We start from the raw sequence: 18,721 nt of genomic DNA, 5'->3' as shown, positions 1-18,721 counted from the left end.
TTCCCGTTACTACAAAGTATTTAAGGAATATCGATCATGGCTGCTAAAGAAGTTAAATTCGGCGATTCCGCCCGCAAGAAGATGCTCGCCGGTGTCAACGTCCTGGCTGACGCAGTAAAAGCGACCCTGGGCCCTAAAGGCCGTAACGTGATCATCGAGAAGAGCTTCGGCGCTCCGACCATCACCAAGGACGGCGTTTCCGTAGCCAAGGAAATCGAGCTCAAAGACCGCTTTGAAAACATGGGCGCGCAACTGGTCAAAGACGTTGCCTCCCGTGCCAACGATGATGCTGGTGACGGCACCACCACCGCGACCGTACTGGCTCAATCGATCGTCAACGAAGGCCTCAAGGCTGTCGCTGCCGGCATGAACCCGATGGACCTCAAGCGCGGCATCGACAAGGCGACCATCGCCATCGTCAAAGAGCTTAAAGCCCTGTCCAAGCCATGCGCTGACACCAAGGCTATCGCTCAGGTCGGCACCATCTCGGCCAACTCCGACAACTCCATCGGCGACATCATTGCCGAAGCCATGGAAAAAGTCGGTAAAGAAGGCGTGATCACCGTTGAAGAAGGCTCGGGCCTGGAAAACGAACTGTCGGTTGTTGAAGGCATGCAGTTCGACCGTGGCTACCTGTCGCCGTACTTCGTCAACAAGCCGGACACCATGGTTGCCGAGCTTGAGAGCCCGCTGATCCTGCTGGTCGACAAGAAAATCTCCAACATCCGCGAAATGCTGCCAGTGCTGGAAGCCGTTGCCAAAGCCGGCCGCCCACTGCTGATCGTGGCTGAAGACGTTGAAGGCGAAGCCCTGGCGACTCTGGTTGTGAACAACATGCGCGGTATCGTTAAAGTCGCTGCCGTCAAGGCACCTGGCTTCGGCGACCGTCGCAAGGCCATGCTGCAGGACATCGCCGTACTGACCGGCGGTACCGTTATCTCCGAAGAGATCGGCCTGAGCCTGGAAAGCACCACCCTGGAGCACCTGGGTAACGCCAAGCGCGTGATCCTGTCCAAGGAAAACACCACCGTGATCGACGGTGCTGGCGTCGAGGCTGATATCCAGGCTCGCGTTACTCAGATCCGCGCACAAGTGGCCGACACTTCGTCCGACTACGACCGTGAAAAACTGCAAGAGCGTCTGGCCAAGCTGTCGGGCGGCGTTGCAGTGATCAAGGTTGGCGCCGGTTCCGAAGTTGAAATGAAAGAGAAGAAAGCCCGCGTTGAAGACGCCCTGCACGCAACCCGCGCAGCCGTCGAAGAAGGCGTGGTACCTGGCGGCGGCGTGGCACTGGTTCGTGCCCTGCAAGCCATCAGCGAGCTCAAAGGCGATAACGATGACCAGAACGTGGGCATCCAGTTGCTGCGTCGCGCTGTTGAAGCACCGCTGCGCCAGATCGTTGCCAACTCCGGTGACGAGCCAAGCGTTGTGGTCGACAAGGTCAAGCAGGGTTCGGGTAACTACGGTTACAACGCTGCGACCGGCGAATACGGCGACATGATCGAAATGGGTATCCTGGACCCAGCCAAAGTGACTCGTTCGGCTCTGCAAGCGGCTTCGTCGATTGCCAGCCTGATGATCACCACCGAGGCGATGATCGCTGAAATCAAGGAAGACGCTCCAGCTGGCGGCGGTATGCCAGACATGGGCGGCATGGGTGGCATGGGCGGCATGATGTAAGCCAGCCTTACCCCTGTACTGAAAAACCCCGTCTGCGAAAGCAGGCGGGGTTTTTTAATGCCTCGGGTTTACCCCGCTCATTGAATTTGCACCAATCCCTGTGGGAGCGAGCCTGCTCGCGATAGCGGTGTAACAGTCACCCTCAATGTTGCTGATCCGACGCTATCGCGAGCAGGCTCGCTCCCACATTCAGATTGGTGTTCAAGCATTGACGGGTTGGGTTGTCGCCGCTCGCTTCGCTGTAGAGGCCGGCCGGTACAGCACGTAGTAATAACACCCCAGGCAAATCAGCCAACAGAACACCGCTGTCCACGCATTGTGGGAAAAGAAATGCGCCCCTTGCATCATGCGGCTCACGGAGAACAGCGTTCCCAGGGAGGCAGCGAATATGAAGACCAGGCGGGCCAGGCGAGGGCGGCGGTCGCGCAGTACGAAGAACAACGCGAACAGCGTAAACCCGGTGGCAGCGTGACCACCGGGCCAGCATCGGCCGGGTTTGTCAGTTGCCGGGCGCGGGCTCAGCAGTTCGCTGTAGGTTTGCTTGCCTCCGAACTCCTTCAGGCTCCAGGGGCATTGCACTGCCGTTACGGCTTTCATCGGCGTGACGAATGAAGTAGCCAGCGCCAGGGAGAGCACCAGGCAGCCCAGTTCGCGTTTGAACGGTTTGAGTCGGGTGAGGAAGAACGTGCAGATGAACCCGAGAATCGACAGCACAGAAAACGCGATGACCACCTGTTTGGCCCGGTCATGCAGAATGTCTTCCAGAAAAAAACTATGCCGACCGATGAACCCGTCGACTGGGTCGTAGAACAGCCTGGCCAGATCCATGTCCAGCGTGGTCAGTTCCAACAGCACCAGGATCACCGCGATTGCAGCGGGCAGGCCCAGGGCGACCCGGAAATTCAGCGGCCTGGAAACGGGACGGGTGGTGGTGGAAACCATGGCAGTACCTTTGGTGGAGTGTTCTTGAGCAGCGCGTTGCGCGCAGTCTGGTCCGGGCACCGTGGGCGAGGCGTGAATGCCGGGTGAAAAACTCGTCAATGTCCAGGCAATCCACGCGCGACCCTTGCGGGGAGTGGGCTTGCTCGCTACGACCGCCGATACAACCCTAGCCGTGATTCACACTTGGCCTTAAGCTGCGCGGGCCACGATGACCGTCCACGTGCGCAGAGGAGATGCCCATGCGAATTCTGTTGGTTGAAGACAACCGTGACATCCTGGCCAATCTGGCCGATTACCTGGGGCTCAAAGGCTATACCGTCGATTGTGCCCAGGATGGTTTGTCGGGGTTACACCTGGCCGCGACCGAGCACTATGACCTGATCGTGCTCGACATCATGCTGCCGGGCATCGACGGCTACACCTTGTGCAAGCGCCTGCGCGAGGACGCCCGACGTGATACACCGGTGATCATGCTCACCGCCCGGGATCAACTGGACGATCGCCTGCAAGGGTTCAAGTCCGGCGCCGATGATTACCTGGTCAAACCTTTTGCCTTGTCGGAGCTGGCGGCGCGGATCGAAGCGGTCATGCGTCGGGCCCAGGGCGGCGGGCGGCGCGCTTTGCAGGTCGGTGACCTGAGTTACGACCTCGATACCCTGGAAGTCACCCGCGAAGGCAAACTGCTGAAGCTCAACCCTGTAGGCCTGAAGCTGCTGGCGGTCTTGATGCAGAAAAGCCCCCACGTGCTGCGCCGGGAAATCCTCGAAGAAGCCTTGTGGGGCGATGATTGCCCGGACAGCGACAGTCTGCGCAGCCATGTTCACCAATTACGTCAGGTGATCGACAAACCGTTCGACAAACCGCTGTTGCACACCGTGCATGGCGTGGGTTATCGCCTGGCCGAGGGCCGAGATGGAGTTTAAGCAGAGCCTTGCCCAACGGATCATCATCGCCTTTGCGCTGATGAGCGCGTTGGTCGCCGGTGCATTCGCCATGGGCATCGTGGCGACGGTTCACTTGGTGGAAGAAAGGCTGATTTCCGCCGGGCTTGGGGGGGACCTGCAACGCCTGCTGCTGATGGACAGCGTTTCGGACTGGAGTCATCGTCCGGAACCCGACCAGTTGTTCTATTTCAGTGGCGGCCCGGGTGACTTCGATTTGCCCAAGGATCTGCGTCACCTGGATCGCGGTTTCCACGAGGTCTTTCGCGCGCAATTGTCGTATCACGCCATGGTCGAGATTGTTGACGGTCGACACTACGTGCTACTGCAGGACCAGAGCGATTTCGAAGAGCGCGAACGGGTGCTGTTCGCCGTGGTGCTGGTGGGCTTCGTGCTCAGCCTGGCGCTGGCGGTGTTCCTGGGTTGGGTCCTGGCTCGCCGGGTGATGGCGCCGGTCGTGCGTCTGGCCCGGCAAGTGCGCCATCGCGACCAGCTCCTCGGGCTGGCCCCGCCGCTGGCCCCTGACTATGCCGCCGATGAAGTGGGTGAGCTGGCCGTGGCGTTCGACGCTACGCTGGGGCGACTGCGCCAGGCCCTGACGCGTGAGCGGTTGTTCACCAGCGACGTAAGCCATGAGTTACGCACGCCGTTGATGGTCCTGGCCAGCTCCTGTGAGCTGTTGCTGGAGAACCCGGCCCTGGATCAGCGCGGTCGCAAACAGGTCGAGCGGATCAGTCGGGCCAGTGAAGAAATGCGCGAGCTGGTGCAAACCTTCCTGATGCTCGCCAGGACCCAGCGCGAAGACAGCGGCATGTCGCCCCGGTTGACGCTAGGGCAGGTGGCCGAGGACCTCGTTGGGCTGTGGCGTGCGCCGATCGAAGCCAAGGGCCTGACCCTGATCTTCGAGCCGGGGCAAACCGCCGACACCCCGTATAACGCCACGTTCCTGACCGCCGTCATGGGTAACTTGCTGCGCAACGCCTTGCACTACACCGATCAGGGCTTCATTCGCCTCACGCTGTCCGCGACCGGCTTCGTGGTCGAGGACAGTGGCGTGGGCATTCCCGAAGAAAAACGCGAGGCGATGTTCGAACCGTTCGTGCGAGGTAACGAAAAGCGCGGCGAAGGGCTTGGGTTGGGGCTTTCATTGGTCCAGCGGATTTGCGAGAACCAGGGCTGGACCGTGAGCCTCAGCACCATGGAGCCCAATGGCTGTCATTTTGAGGTTGAATTGCATCCTCGTAGCTGAGCGCTCTGCTCAAGATTGCCTGTTGGAAATATCCTGAAAACCCTCGAGTGCCTGCATGATGAAGTTTTCACAAAGGGATGACTTGGCGTGCACATGTCCATCCCTAACGTGGGAGCCATTACCTCATGGAGGCTCTCGCCAATGTCCAACCCTATCAAGCTCGACTTTTCCGAAAAATATGACGAACAGCACGCTCATCAATACCTGAATAAACATCAGGCTGGCCTGAGTCGGCGTCTTTCCCACCGCCGTGATGAACAACTGGCACGCATGGCTTTGGCGTTGGCAGGTGATCCTGGCCTGGTGCTGGACTTGCCGTGTGGTGCCGGGCGTTTATGGTCTGTTCTGGCCGAAAAACCGAACCGGGTGATCATCGGTGCGGACAATTCCGAAGCCATGCTCAAGACTGCGTTGAACGCTCAACCCGCCGATGTCGTAAAACGGGTACAACCCTTGCACGCTTCTGCGTTCGACATTGCCTTGCCTGATAACGCCGTCGACAGCATTTTTTGCATGCGCCTGCTCCACCACATCGGTGAACCTGCGCATCGACTGGCGATTCTGCGGGAATTCGAACGTGTCACTCGTGATAGCGTGATCGTTTCATTGTGGGTCGATGGAAATTTCAAGGCCTGGAGACGTAAGCGTCTGGAGCACACGCGTGGGCAGAAAGGCTACCAGAATCGATTTGTGTTACCGGCCGCTACAGTCGAGGGTGAATTTCGGCAGGCTGGTTTCCGCATTCAGGAACGACTGGACTTCCTGCCGCTCTATGCCATGTGGCGAGTTTATGTATTACGCAAGAGGTAACAGCATGGTTGTGGCAGTAGAGACAACAGCGGTCCCCCGCTGCGGCTTCGAACACTTCTGGAATCAGCAGGGTGAATGGGTGGAACAACCCAATGTGCGTCGTGGTGGTGAAAGCGGAGTGCAGCGGATCAACAACGGCGGCGATCTGCTCTATGCCAAGCGTCAGACAGGGCATATTTACCGTAGCTTGTTGCATCCGTTCGGCCGCCCAACCGTGTTACGTGAGCAAGATGCCCTGCTGGCATTGAGCCGACTCGACGTCAGCGTTCCAAAAGTCATCTTCTGTGGCGCACAGCGGGACCCGATTCACAAGTGGCGTGCGCTGCTGGTGACTCATGCGCTGGACGGTTTCGTGGAGTTGGATCACTGGTATGCCACAGGCGGGCGCGAGCGTCATGGCGAAGCGGGACATGACCGAATTCTCCAGGCATTGGCAGAGAACCTGGCTCGCATGCATAAGGGGCGTTGGCAGCATGGCTGCCTCTATACCAAGCATGTATTTGTGCGCGTGACCGGAGAGGGCGAGTCCGCTCGAGCCGAAGTGGCCCTGCTGGATTTGGAAAAGTCCCGTCAACGCCTGACTTCCCGGACCGCAGCGTCCCATGACATGAAGCAACTGCGACGCCATTCGTCGTTCAGCGATTCAGAATGGGAAAAACTCGTCTACTTTTACAAGGCGGCGTTTGGCAGCGCTATCAAAGGTTTATAGCGATGAAATTAGAAATTGCTAGAGGTTTGTTTCTCGTAGGAGCCCTGGCAGTTACCTCTATGGCGGTGGCGGTATGGGAGCAGCCCCGTTCGCAGATCCTCAGTGCTTCCCACCCGGACGCGCACTGCCCTTTGCCACGTGTGGCCAAGGCCAGCGAGGCGATCCGGCCGGACGACGATCTGTTGCTGTTCATGTTCAGTCTTTCCCAAGGCATGAGGCCCCAGAGTTGATGGACAGGAAGCCAAAATAAAGGCCTCGCGTATGCGAGGCCTTTATTTTTTGGATCGCAGCCTTCGACAGCACCTACAGGGCCAGTGGTCGCACGTTAGGGTTTGTCCGGCTTGGCCAGCAACGTATACACGCAGGGCAATACGAACAGTGTGAACAGCGTGCCAATCGACATCCCGGTGGCGATCACCAAGCCGATGTCGAAGCGGCTCACCGCCCCGGCCCCGGTAGCGAGGATCAATGGCACCATGCCAAATACCGTCGCCGCGGTGGTCATCAGTACGGGACGCAAGCGAATCGATGCGGCTTGCTCCACGGCCTCCCGTGGGGTTAGCCCCTGTTCCCTGCGCAGCTGGTTGGTGAACTCAACGATCAGGATCCCGTGCTTGCTGATCAGGCCGATCAGCGTCACCAGTCCTACCTGGGTGTAAATGTTCATGCTCGACCAGCCGAGGAACAGCGGAATCAAGGCGCCGCAAATCGACAGCGGTACCGTCACCAGAATCACCAGCGGGTCCCGGAAGCTTTCGAACTGGGCGGCCAACACCAGGAAGATGATCGCCAGCGCCAGGGCAAAGGTGACCCACAGCGCGCTACCTTCCTGGACGAACTGTCGCGACGCCCCTGCGTAGTCGAAAGCGAACCCTACCGGAGCCTCTTCTTGGGCAATCTGGCGGACCGTCTCGATGGCCTCGCCCATACTCACGATGGGAAAACCCGAAATCGTCACCGCGTTGAGTTGCTGGAACTGATTCAACTGCCGTGGTCGCGCCCGATCGCTGACTTTGATCAGCGTCGACAGCGGCAGCAATTCACCCTGGGTATTTTTTACGTAGTAGTTGTTCAACCAGTCCGGATTGTCCCGGAACGGTCGTTCGACCTGGGCGATGACCTTGTAGCTGCGCCCTTCGATGGTAAAACGGTTGATCTCGGCTTCACCCAGCAGGGTGGCGAGTGTGCCGCCCAGGTCTTGCATCGAGACGCCCATCTGGGCGGCCTTGGCACGATCGATGTCCACGACGACTTCGGGTTTGTCGAAAGCCAGGTCAACGTCCATGAAAGCGAACTTGCCGGATTCCAGTGCGCGCTTTTTGACCCGCTCGGCGATCTGCAACAGCGTTGCGTAGTCCTTGGGCGAGTTGATGACGAACGCAAATGGCAAGCCTTCGCCGGTGCCAGGCAGGGAGGGCAGGTTGAAACCGAATATTTGCAGGCCGGGGATGTTCTCCAGCTTGGCCTGGACTTCAGGCAGGATTTCCATCTGGGTGCGGCTGCGTTCGTTCCAGGGTTTGAGCAGGAAGCCGCCGATGCCCGATTGCACGCCGTTGTATCCGTTGATCTGGAACGAGGAGTAGTACTCCGGGAACTCCTTGAAGATGGTGATGAAATGATCGGTGTAGGTGTTCAGGTAGTCGAGGTTGGTCGGCTGCGGGGCACTAGCCATCATGAAGATGATGCCCTGGTCTTCATCGGGGGCCAGCTCGGACTTGGTGAACATGATCAGCACCGGAATCAGCAGCAGCACGATCACCGCGAACACCAGCACCACAGGCCGGGTATTGAGCATGCCATGAAGCATGCGCTGGTAGCGGTTTTTAAGACGTTCGAAAACCACGTCCAGTCTATGCGCCAGTCCCGAGGGGTTCTCTTCGTGACGCAACAGCAAGGCGCACATCATGGGCGAGAGGGTCAGTGCGACGATCCCGGAAATGACCACCGCGCCGGCGAGCGTCAGCGCGAACTCCTTGAACAGCGCCCCCGTGAGCCCCTCCAACAGACCGATCGGCGCGTACACCGCCGCCAGCGTGATGGTCATCGAGATCACCGGCATAGCGATCTCCCGGGCACCTTCAATTGCAGCGTCGAATGGGCTTTTGCCTTCCTCGATGTGCCGGTGGATGTTTTCCACCACCACGATCGCGTCGTCCACCACCAGACCAATTGCCAGCACCATGGCGAGCAGGGTCAGCAGATTCATCGAGTAGCCCATCAACTGCATGAAGAACATCACGCCAATCATCGACAGCGGGATGGTCACCACCGGGATGGCCACCGAACGCAGGGCGCCCAAGAACAGGAACACCACGACGATGACAATCAGCACCGCCTCGAAGAGGGTTTTGACCACCTCGTCGATGGAAGCCTGGATGAACAGGGTGGCGTCGTAGGCGATCTCGGCCTTGAGGTTGGCCGGCAGTTGGGCCTCCAGATCCGGCATGATCCTGCGCACTTCCTTGATCACGTCCAGCGGGTTCGCGCCGGGGGTGGCCTTGATGCCGATGTACACCGAGGGCGTGCCACCGAAAGAGCTGATGGTGTCGTAGTTCTCGGCGCCCATCTCCACCCGGGCCACATCGCGCAACAGCACGCGGCTGTCGCCATCGGTCTTGAGCGGAATCGCCGCGAAGGCCTCGGCGGACTTGAGTTCGGTGTTGGCGTTGATACTGGTGACCACGTATTCGCCTTTCACCTCACCGGCGGCCGAGAGGAAGTTGTACTGGCGCACGGCATCGGTCACGTCGGCGGCGGTGAGGCCGAAACCGGCAAGCTTGACCGGATCCAGCCACAGGCGCATGGCGAAGACCTGGTTGCCGAGGATCTCCGCTTCGGCCATGCCCGGCAATGTCGCCAGCTTGGGCTGGACCACCCGTGACAGGTAGTCGGTGATCTGCGGGTTGTTCAGTTCCTTACTGAAAAAACTGATGTACATCAGTGCCGAGGCATCGGCGGCCTCGCGGCTGAGCACCGGGTCTTCAGCATCTTGGGGTAGCTGGTTTTTGACTTCGTTGGCCTTGGCCAGCAGCTCGGTAAAAAGTCGGTCGCTGTTGGAGCCGATGCGGGCGTAGACCGATATCACCGAGAAATTCTGACGGCTGACCGAGGTCATGTAGTCGATGCCCTCGGCGCTGGCCAGACTCTGTTGCATCGGCTGGGTGATATAGCCCTGGATGGTCTCGGCGTTGGCCCCGGGGTAGGCGGTGGTCACCGTGATCAGGGCGTTCTCCATCTGCGGGTACTGGCGCAGGGGCAGCTTGCTCCAGGCCTGGAAACCCAGCAGCACGATCAACAGGCTGACCACGGTGGCGAGCACCGGACGGCGGATGAACGGATCAGTAAAAGCCATGAGGGTTCCTTGATCAGTCCGCAGGGGGCGGGCTGTTCTGTTCGGTCAGGGTCTTGTCGTCGCTGATGGCGATGGGCGTGCCGTTATCCAGTTTGATCTGGCCGGCGATCACGACCTGTTCGCCGCTCTGCACACCTTTGGAAACCAGCACGAGCCCGTCGCGTCGCTCACCGGTTTCGACGAATCGCCGTTCGGCGATGAGGATCGGCTGGCCCTTGTCATCTTTCTCGACGGTGCCGTCGTCGGCTTTCTTCTGCGTCACGACGTACATGGAGTTGCCGTAGAGGGTGTAGGTCACGGCGCTTTCCGGCACGACGATGGCGTTGGCCTTGTCCGGCAAGATCACCTGCAGGCTGGCGAACATGCCGGGCAACAGCTTGCCGTCGGGGTTGCCCAGGGTAGCGCGTACCAGCACGTTGCGAGTGCTGTCTTCGATCTTGGGGTTGATCGCGCTGATGGCGCCGACGAAGGTCTGGCCGGGATAGGCCGAGACACTGACGTTGACTGCCTGGCCGACCGTGAGCTTGGGTACCGCTTGCTCGGGGAGGTAGAAATCCACATACAGGCTGCTCAGGTCCTGCAGGGTGGCGATCACCGTGCCGCTGGCCAGATAGTCGCCGACGTCCACCTGGCGAATGCCGATGGTGCCGCTGAACGGCGCAACGATGTGTTTCTTGGCCAGCGAAGCCTTGAGCTGGTTGACTGTGGCCTGGTTCTTTTTCAACTGCGCCGCGAGCCGGTCGAATTCGCCCTTGGAGATCGCCTGGCTGCCCACCAGTTGCCGACCCCGGCCAAAATCCAGTTGCGACAGGTTAAGGTCGGCCACGGCGGTTTCCAGCAGCGCGCTTTCGACGTCACTGTCCAGTTGCACCAGTGGCTGGCCGGCCTTGACCTTTTGCCCCGACTGGAACTGCACCTTCTGCACCGTCCCGGCAATTTCCAGGCTCAGGTCTACGCCTTGCAGTGCGGTGAGGCTGCCGACGGTGGGCAGGCGGGTTTGCCAAGGCTGCTCGACAGCCGTGGCCACGGCGACGCTGACCGGCGGTTTGGGGGCAGAAAACATCTGGATCTGCTGGTAAACGGAGAAACCCTTGTAGCCGGCCAGTAGCAATACCACCAGCAGGACAACACCCAACATGATCAGCATGCGGCGTCGCAGCATGTTCCACTTCCTTGGAAATAAGCCGAGAGAAAATACAGACAGGCGGGCACATTACTCCGAGTACGCGACCGATTCAAAACGATGTTCATCGGTAATGTGTAAGGATTTTTCCTGAAGGCCCGCCGCCCGCTTGTCAGATCAAATGCAAATGGTTGTCCCAGAGCCCTGCGGGCAGATCCAGTGGTTTTGCAACCAGTTGTGCCTGCCGGCAATCGTAAAAGCGGCAACGGCCCTGACCCGATGTCACGACGAAACCGTCGGCCACCGCACCCACTCCGGCGCAGTCTGGCAGAGGCGCGTCCAGGCGTACTTCGCCGCTGTCCAGGTCCCAGATAAAAAAGCGGTTGCCACGGGGCGCTGTCAGGGCCACCAGGCGCAGGTCGCTGTGTACGGCAACGCTGGCGGTGTAATGACCCATGGCCTGCAATTGATGCTCGGCCACCGGGAATGCCTGGAACGGCTGGCCCGGACGCTTGATTGCCAGCAGCTCGGAGGATACGTGGGCATCGCCCATGAATTGCTGGCCGCAAACGATGGTGCCGTCGCTGGCGATACCCATGTGGCGCACGCTGTTCATCGATTGGGCGAGGGTTTCCTTGCTCAGCAGTGTGCCATCGCGCTGCATCAGTACCAGGCTCGGCTCCATGGCATTGAGGTTCATCTCGACGCGGCTTTCGGCCTCGGTGCGGATGCCGCCGTTGGCGACCACCAGCGTTTCGCCGTCGGGCATCCACGACACTTGATGAGGGCCGATGCCGTGAGTCGACAGTTCGCCGCTGTGCACCAACCGTTCGCCTTCAAAACGGTACACGCCTAGCAGGCCGCGGCCTGGATCGGTCGTGTCGTTCTCGGTGGCGTACAGCCATTCGCCGCTTTTATGAATCACCGCGTGCCCATAGAAATGCCGGTTCGGCAACGAGGTGAGGGTCTGCAGCAGCGAACCGTCGCGCAGGTCGATCAGGTAGCTTTCGGTGCCTGGGCGACGAGCGACGAACAGCGCAATCGGTTTTGTCGGATGGTCAATGATGTCGTGGCAGCGCTGCTTGACCTGGGTGGCGAACACCCGGCTGCCGTCCAGTCGATAGCCCACGGCGTAGTGCTTGCCGTCGCTATCGTCCCGTGCCGAAAGCAGGAGCGGATGCTTGTCCTGTTGCTTGAACAGCGTCCAGCCGCCCAGGGTAACGGCGCCGAGCAGCAGGCTGCCCAGTGCCAGAGCCTGACGTCGAAACATGATCAGTCACCGTCGTTGGCATTGAAGCCCAATTGAATGCCCAGCGCCTTGGCCAATTCGCCTTCGTGCAGGCGATGGACAACGTTGAGGCTGTCGTACAGTTCGTTGAGTTGCTGGCGTCCGGCGTCGTCAGCGAGCATTTCGACCAGCGAGCGCTGGCTGTCGGCGAACAGTTTCAACGAGGTGTCGTAGGCCGCGTCGATCTTGTCGGCCAAGGGTTTCTGCTCGCTTGGCAACAGGCTGCGCAGGCCCTTGTTGTCCACGCCGACCCAGACGGTCCTGGCCGCGCTCAGACTGGCTTGCAGGCCTTGCAGCGACGACTGGCTGCGCCAGGCATCGGCCTGGAACGGTTGTGGTACGCCCTTGCTCTGGCGGCCCATCGGCGTGCCAAGTTTCTTCTTCAAGGTGTCCAGGGCAGTGACCTGGACCCGCAGCAAATCGGCGATCGCTTCGTGGGAATCAGCGTAGCGCTCGTTCGGAAACTTGCTCATCTGGGCGAGCATGCCGTCGTTGGTATTCCAGCGCGACAGGATATCTTCGGCCAATTGCTTCTGACGTTCGCCAATGGCGATCAGCAGCGGGCAGTACTTGGCTTTTTGCGCGCTGTCGGCCATGTCGATCCTGGCGTCGAACAGCAGGTACTCATAGGCGGAGAGGCCTTGGACCACAACGCTGGACTTGGCCAGACCGGCAACGTCGATCTGCGGCTGGTTATTGACCAGTTGCTCGACCTGACGGCCCACCAGGTTTTTCTTGTCCGGCCAGAACTGCACCTGCCAGGCGCGATTGCCCTCGGCCAACGGGCCGATCAGCAGTGGTTGCAACTCGGCCCAGGCTTTTTGTGCCTTGAGAAAGTCGGCGCGGGCGGTCTCCAGGTTTTCCTTGCCCTGGCAGAAGGCCAGGGCGCTGGTTGCCAGTTGCCGGTCAGCCTCGACCCAGCGGCTGTAGGTGGGCAGGATCACTTGCTTGGCGATGGCCGCTGAGGTGACCGCTTGCGGATCCTGGGGCGAGCATGCGCCGAGGACGATGGCGGCGAGGCTGGTAAACAACAGCTTGGGACGGAACATGTCGGGCTCCCGTTTTTCGGAGAATGCGATTAAAGGGAATTCAGGAACGCCAGCAACGCAGCGCGTTGCTCGGCATTGAACGCTAGAACTTGTCGCTGCGCCGCTTGCGCTTCGCCGCCATGCCATAGCACGGCTTCGAGCAGGTTGCGCGCGCGACCGTCGTGCAAGAACTGGGTGTGACCACCGACGGCTTCGGTCAGACCGATGCCCCACAGCGGTGGGGTCCGCCAGTCGCGGCCGCTGGCCTTGAATTCGCTGCGGTTGTCGGCCAGGCCTTCGCCCATGTCGTGCAACAGCAGATCGGTGTAGGGGCGAATGACCTGATTCGCCAGTTCCGGTTCGGCAGCGTTGGCGGACGTGGTGTACTTCGGGGTGTGGCACGACTGGCAGCCGGCCTGGAAAAACAGATTCTTGCCGGCCAGCACCTGAGGCGAGTTCACATCGCGACGGGCCGGTACGGCGAGGTTGCGGCTGTAGAACAGCACCAGGCGCAGAATGTTGTCGCTGACTTCCGGCTCGCCATCGGCGCCGTTGCCGTTCGGGGCGCGCTTGCAGTCGACCTGGGCCTGGGTGCAATCGTCGAAGGGGCGCAGGCTTGTCGTCAGGCCCATGTCACCGGAGAAGGCGTGGACGTTCTGCTGATTGAGGTTCGGCTGGCCGGCCTTCCAGCCGAAACGCCCCAATACGGTCTTGTGCTGGACATCGTCCCAGACCTGGTTCGGCCGGCCGACGATACCGTTGTTCTCCCGTGCCTGGGCTTGGGCATTGGCCAGGATAGCTTCATCGGGAATGGCTTCGAGCAGCCCCAGGCCGATCATCGGCGGTGCGACGCGGGCCGAAAAGCGTGTGTCGGGGTGCATCGGGCCATAGCCCAGTTGGGTGATCTGCAGTTGCGGCTTGCGCAGTTCTACGACGGTGCCGTCGTCGAAGCGCACCGGGACTGGCGTGTAATCGACCCGCACCTTGCCTTCGGGGACAACGCCGGGCACGGACATGTCCTGCAATTGCCCGCCATAGGTCGGCTCCGGCACCACCCCCAGTTGTTCAATGACCTTGGCGTAGGCCGGGGCATCGGGAATCGACAGGCGCACCAGCATCGACACCGCGCTGGCCGCGTCCGGTGCCGGCGGATGGCCGCGACCGTCCTTGACGTGACAGTTCTGGCAGGCGTTGGTATTGAACAATGGCCCCAGACCGTCCCGTGCGGTGGTGGTCGAGGGCGCGATCACCCAGGGGCTGCGGAAAAAACTGTTGCCCACGGCGAAGTCCACGCGTCGCGAAGGTGGCAGGTTGGCCGAGGGCAGGGAAAAGGCGTTCTGATCACTCTTGCGTACCGTCGCAGCGCCACCGGACCGGGCTTCGCCGGGTTCGGCCTGGGTAAAACGCGGGGCGTCATCGCAGGCACTCAGGCCCAGGGCCATGAACAGAGCGCATAAGCGAAGAGGCAACGACGGCATCGGACTTCCTGGAAGAGGAGTGAAACGAGGGCGCAAAGTCTAACAGGGCGGGGCGGTTTGAATAAGAGGGATTATCGTTTGGTTTTTGAGCATCACTTTATCCAGATTACCTGGCTGCTTTTCTAAGGCTTGGCTCCAGCGTCCAGTCGTTTTCTCCCGCCGTTCGTCGGCAATCTGCTCTGACCTGTCAATCCTGACAGTAGCCGATCTTCCTTGGCTGGAGTTTGATGGCCCAACGCCGAAAAGCCACGCTACCCTCACTCGCCAGGAAAACATGATGGATACCGAATCGTCTGTCTTGAACCATCCGTTCGAACTATTCCCTGTTTACATCCCGGGATGGAAGACGCCGGTGCTTCCGGAAGGCCTTGCGCACGGCGGCATCCCACAAAGCATTTATGACGGTCGGCCCGAGGGATTGCAATGCGTGATCTATGCATGGACCGAGCTCAAGAGCGGCTCCTGGACAATGGCGGTCCTTGATCGAGTTGACTTGTATGTCAATGGCGAGCTCTCGGGGGCAGGCTTTACCGTCCAGCCGGGAGAGGAAAGTAAGGAGTACTTTCTCTTGGACCTTCCCCAGGGAAAACTGAGAGAAGGGGTCAACAGGCTGCATTACACAATAACCCGTCTCAGCGAAAATCCCGGTATTTCCAATGATTTGAATGTGCTGTACCACTTGCGGGCCCCCGGTGAGCCGGCGCCTCAGGGCCTGGATCTGGTGATCCCGCCGGATGTGCTCGGTGATGGGGTCAGCGCCGAGCGGGCGGCGCAGGGTGTGGCGTTTGGTTTTACCTATTCCTATCCGCGAGATTACGACAGCATCAGATTTTTAGTGGGCAATGTGACCGTTCCTGTTGACGGATTTGATGCCGCCAGACCGGTGACGCATACCCTGTTTACCGACACATTCAGACAGGCAGGGGACAACCCCAATACAGCGCTCCAGTTCACGGTGACTGACCAGTTGGGCAACTCCAACCGGTCGTTGATCAAGTACTTGGATATCCATTTGGACCGCGTGCTGATTGCTCCTACTCTTATCCATGTAAAAAATTCCGCCGGTGAGGAGATTCCCGACAAAGGCGAAACAACCAGCACCACCTTGGTGCTGTCGGGTGAGGCAAGCCATGGCAAGGAGATCGAGGTCTACGATGGCAGCGGTGCTGGTGCCGTCCCCAAGGGCACAGCAACTGCCGATGCGACAACCGGCCTATGGACCAAAGAAATTACCGTCGACGTCGGCGCTCGCCGCCTGTATGCAAAGTCGCTCTACCACCCTACGAACGTCTATTCGAACGTACGTATCCTGACTGTGATACCTGAACCCCTAAGCATCGATACCAGCGACGCGATTCTCGACCAGTTAATGTTTAGAGCCGATAAGTTTCCTGAACGTCCGCCAGTAGGGGCGTTCGTAGAGCGGATACCGTCGGGAGGTGTGCCTCCCTATATCTATACTTCCAGCGACCCAGAGGTGGCAGAGCTTTTTTCATCATCGCAACCACGGGTTGTATCGAAGCACTCAGGGACCGCTACGATAACCGTCCGAGATCAAATGGGTGCAAGCGTGTCTTACCAAGTCATTACTTCCAAGGTTTGGTTGCTGTTTGACTTAGGTAAAGACAATGAGTGGCAGACGTATTGGAATTGCTGGGGGGCTGCGTGGAACGCCGGGGGGACGATCCCTGACCTGGTGACTTGGGGAGCGCTTCGAACCATCCATGACGGCGACCCAGGTTTGGGGGACTTGCGTGCATGGTCTGCAGACCAGGGGCCCGGTGAAAGGACTGTGTATACAATCAACCCCACAACAGGAGTCCGAGAGCTACTGTCCCAGGATAGCGACTATGCAAGGGGATGGATGATCAAAGAGGTATGACCTTCCCTTGGCATTGATGCGACGAGACTGGCGACGCTGTTCATTTCAGGTCTGGGGCCTGTGGCAAGGGAGCTTGCTCCCGCTGGGCTGCGTAGCAGCCCTAATAAAGCAGTGAGCTCAATCCTCCTGGCCGAGTTGGCTGGTTTTGGGGGCCGCTTCGCAGCCCAACGGGGATAAATCCCCTCGCCACAGAGCCAAGTTCACTGCGCGACAGCGCAGCGTCGAAGACGCGGCGGGCACTCTCTTGCCACAAGTTACTGTTTGATTTTAGGGTTGCACCACGGCCCCCGGTACCAATGGCAGTTCCAGCGTCGCGATAAATCCGCCATCGGAATGGTTGGCCAACACCAGCGCGCCGCCATGACGCTCGGCGGCGCGGCGGGCGATGGCCAGGCCCAGGCCATGACCTGCAGTGGTCTGGCCGGGGGCGCGGTAGAACGGTTCGCCCAACTGGCCCAGGTGTTCGGCCTCCACCCCCGGTCCGTGATCGCGCACGCTGACCATGATCCGCTCTCCTTGGCGCAGCGCGCGGACTTCGATCGGTTGACCGACCGGATTGAAGCGCTGGGCGTTGCGCAGCAGGTTATCCAGGGCCCGTTCAATCATGGTCGGCCAACCTTTGAGGGTCAGGTTCGGTTCAACGTCCAATTGCACGCTTTGTTCTGGAGAGGCCAGCTGTGTGTCTTTTTGCAGGGTAACCAGCAGATCGTTGAGGTCCACCTCTTCAGCGCTGGCGTTGTCGGCATCGACCCGGGCCAACACCAGGATTTCGCTGATCAGCGCTTCCAGACGATCACATTCGCGGGTCAGTCGCGGCCAGAGTTTTTCACGCTCCTCGGGGCTGGCTCGTTCAGCCAATGCCAGGGCAATGCGCAGCCGGGCCAGGGGCGAGCGCAGTTCGTGGGATACATCGCGCAGCAGTTGGCGCTGGCTGGCGATCAGGCTTTGCAGGCGCGCGCCCATGCGGTTGAAGTCGGTGGCCAGCACACCAAATTCATCCCGGCGATTGGCCAGTTTGGCGAGGCTGTTTTGCTGGTAGGTGGTCTGCCCCAAATCATGCACTGCACCGCGCAGGCGGCTCAACGGACGGGTAATGGACAGGGTCACCAACAGGCTGAACAACGTCAGCACCACCAACGCGATCCCCAGCGCACTCAGAGGCCAGAGCAGGCTGCCGCGGTGCCAGGCATCCAGTTCGGGGTGGGGTATGCGGTAGATGAACAGGTAAGTGTCGCCGGTTTTGGCGCTGGTGAACTCGTCGGTCAAGCGCCGCCAGGGCAGGCGTCGGTCGTTGTTGTTCTGTCGCGCCTCGAAGGCCTGCGCCCGACGCGGGAAAGTGCCGCGTACCACCGGGTCACCGCTCTCGTTAAGCACCTGGACGTTGATGTGATACTGATGCTTGCGTTGTTGCAGGATCTGCTCGGCGGCGTCTTCGCCCTGGCTTTCGAAGGTTTGCGTCCACTCTTCGGCCAGGGTGTTGAGGCCCGGATGGCGGCTGAGGATCCAGGCGTCCTGGTTCAGCATGTGGCCCAGCAGAATCGAAAGCCCTGCAACCAGGGCGATGGCCAGCCAGAAACTGGCCAGGATGCGCCAAAACAGTGAACGCACGATCAATCCTCGAAAACAAAGAAAGCCCAACGGCGATTGGCCGTTGGGCTGGGGTGCTTCAGCGCATTATTGCGCCTTTTGCGGTTGCTGCGCTTTCCAGGCCTTGAACTCGGCCCACTCGGCCCGACGCTCGGCCTGTTTCTTCTGAATGGCGTCAAACTCTTTTTGCTGCTCTGGCTTCAACAACCCACGGATCTGGGCGTCGACTTTTTCGTGCCGGGCGGCCATTTCATCTTTCATGGCTTTCTGATCGGCTGGCGACAGTTTGGCCAGGTACTTTTCTACCAGTTCGCGGCGCTCGTGGCGCTGTTCGCCCATGATCTTGCGGATCTGCTGGCGTTGTTCGCGGCTCAGGTCCAATTGGCTGTACGGACCTTTGTCGTGCATCTGGCCGCCATGACGCGGGCCATCCATCGGGCCCATTGGTCCCATCGGGCCGGCGCCTTCAGGCATGGCCATCGCGACGGTAGGCAGGGCAGCAGCGAACATCAGAGCGATGAGGGTCTTGCGCATGGTGTATCTCCTTGTCTCGTTCCCGGTCAGTTCCGGATGAGCTCAGGTTACGCAGATCAAGGTCAGCGGCGGTCAGGGGTGGGTAAAGCTTGGGTAAAGACGTTTTGGCGCAGGCCTG

The 18,721-nt window shown here is 60.1% G+C and carries 15 protein-coding genes; 7 read left to right on the top strand and 8 right to left on the bottom strand.

What is annotated here, in order from left to right; genetic code table 11:
* The first annotated feature begins 36 nt into the window (after positions 1-36).
* On the top strand, positions 37-1,680 hold the full coding sequence (gene groL, locus GSM73_RS16135; protein ID WP_047227000.1) for a chaperonin GroEL: 1,644 nt from the start codon (positions 37-39) through the stop codon (positions 1,678-1,680).
* Between the two features lie 201 nt (positions 1,681-1,881).
* Here the strand turns inward: groL and GSM73_RS16130 are convergent, their stop codons facing one another.
* Positions 1,882-2,622, bottom strand: coding sequence for a phosphatase PAP2 family protein (locus GSM73_RS16130; RefSeq protein ID WP_160893222.1), 741 nt, complete (start codon positions 2,620-2,622; stop codon positions 1,882-1,884).
* A gap of 239 nt (positions 2,623-2,861) precedes the next feature.
* Between GSM73_RS16130 and colR the strand changes: the two genes are divergently transcribed.
* The 5 genes from colR to GSM73_RS16105 all read left to right on the top strand — a co-directional run bounded on the left by colR (position 2,862) and on the right by GSM73_RS16105 (position 6,561).
* Entirely contained in the window at positions 2,862-3,545 is a 684-nt protein-coding gene (colR, locus tag GSM73_RS16125) for a two-component system response regulator ColR (RefSeq protein ID WP_047226998.1), read from the top strand.
* Positions 3,535-4,812, top strand: coding sequence for a HAMP domain-containing sensor histidine kinase (locus GSM73_RS16120; protein WP_047226997.1), 1,278 nt, complete (start codon positions 3,535-3,537; stop codon positions 4,810-4,812). The genes colR and GSM73_RS16120 overlap by 11 nt, the downstream gene beginning before the upstream one ends.
* Positions 4,813-4,953: 141 nt before the next feature.
* Positions 4,954-5,622: a class I SAM-dependent methyltransferase gene (locus GSM73_RS16115; protein ID WP_076383716.1), complete on the top strand. Its 669-nt coding sequence runs from the start codon at positions 4,954-4,956 to the stop codon at positions 5,620-5,622.
* Between the two features lie 4 nt (positions 5,623-5,626).
* Positions 5,627-6,331, top strand: a complete 705-nt coding sequence (locus GSM73_RS16110) for a lipopolysaccharide kinase InaA family protein (protein WP_047226995.1) — start codon at positions 5,627-5,629, stop codon at positions 6,329-6,331.
* A 2-nt stretch (positions 6,332-6,333) separates the two neighbouring features.
* Entirely contained in the window at positions 6,334-6,561 is a 228-nt protein-coding gene (locus tag GSM73_RS16105) for a hypothetical protein (RefSeq protein ID WP_076383717.1), read from the top strand.
* A 95-nt stretch (positions 6,562-6,656) separates the two neighbouring features.
* On the opposite strand, the gene GSM73_RS16100 is transcribed toward GSM73_RS16105, so the two are convergent.
* The 5 genes from GSM73_RS16100 to GSM73_RS16080 form a co-directional block, all read right to left on the bottom strand.
* A complete protein-coding gene (locus GSM73_RS16100) occupies positions 6,657-9,683 on the bottom strand; it encodes a multidrug efflux RND transporter permease subunit (RefSeq protein WP_160893220.1) in 3,027 nt (1,008 codons plus the stop codon).
* A gap of 13 nt (positions 9,684-9,696) precedes the next feature.
* Positions 9,697-10,845 carry an efflux RND transporter periplasmic adaptor subunit gene (locus GSM73_RS16095; RefSeq protein WP_160893219.1) on the bottom strand — a complete coding sequence of 383 codons (1,149 nt, stop codon included), beginning with the start codon at positions 10,843-10,845 and terminating at the stop codon, positions 9,697-9,699.
* A gap of 133 nt (positions 10,846-10,978) precedes the next feature.
* On the bottom strand, positions 10,979-12,076 hold the full coding sequence (locus GSM73_RS16090; protein ID WP_160893217.1) for a DUF1513 domain-containing protein: 1,098 nt from the start codon (positions 12,074-12,076) through the stop codon (positions 10,979-10,981).
* Between the two features lie 2 nt (positions 12,077-12,078).
* Positions 12,079-13,143: an imelysin family protein gene (locus tag GSM73_RS16085; RefSeq protein WP_047226990.1), complete on the bottom strand. Its 1,065-nt coding sequence runs from the start codon at positions 13,141-13,143 to the stop codon at positions 12,079-12,081.
* 29 nt (positions 13,144-13,172) lie between these two features.
* Entirely contained in the window at positions 13,173-14,600 is a 1,428-nt protein-coding gene (locus GSM73_RS16080; RefSeq protein ID WP_047226989.1) for a di-heme oxidoredictase family protein, read from the bottom strand.
* A 277-nt stretch (positions 14,601-14,877) separates the two neighbouring features.
* Here GSM73_RS16080 and GSM73_RS16075 point away from each other — a divergent pair, with 277 nt between their 5' ends.
* Complete coding sequence (locus GSM73_RS16075) at positions 14,878-16,482, top strand: hypothetical protein (RefSeq protein WP_160893215.1); 1,605 nt, start codon at positions 14,878-14,880, stop codon at positions 16,480-16,482.
* A 267-nt stretch (positions 16,483-16,749) separates the two neighbouring features.
* Here the strand turns inward: GSM73_RS16075 and GSM73_RS16070 are convergent, their stop codons facing one another.
* Both GSM73_RS16070 and GSM73_RS16065 read right to left on the bottom strand, forming a co-directional pair.
* Positions 16,750-18,090, bottom strand: coding sequence for a HAMP domain-containing sensor histidine kinase (locus GSM73_RS16070; protein WP_047226987.1), 1,341 nt, complete (start codon positions 18,088-18,090; stop codon positions 16,750-16,752).
* Between the two features lie 66 nt (positions 18,091-18,156).
* The gene (locus tag GSM73_RS16065; protein WP_047226986.1) at positions 18,157-18,603 is read right to left on the bottom strand and encodes a Spy/CpxP family protein refolding chaperone; all 447 of its coding nucleotides are present in this window, start codon (positions 18,601-18,603) and stop codon (positions 18,157-18,159) included.
* Positions 18,604-18,721 lie beyond the last annotated feature (118 nt).

The organism is Pseudomonas sp. PICF6 (assembly GCF_009831705.1).
GTDB lineage: Bacteria > Pseudomonadota > Gammaproteobacteria > Pseudomonadales > Pseudomonadaceae > Aquipseudomonas > Aquipseudomonas rhizophila.
Note: the sequence above shows the minus strand (reverse complement) of the source record. Positions and strands in the feature narration are given on the sequence as shown.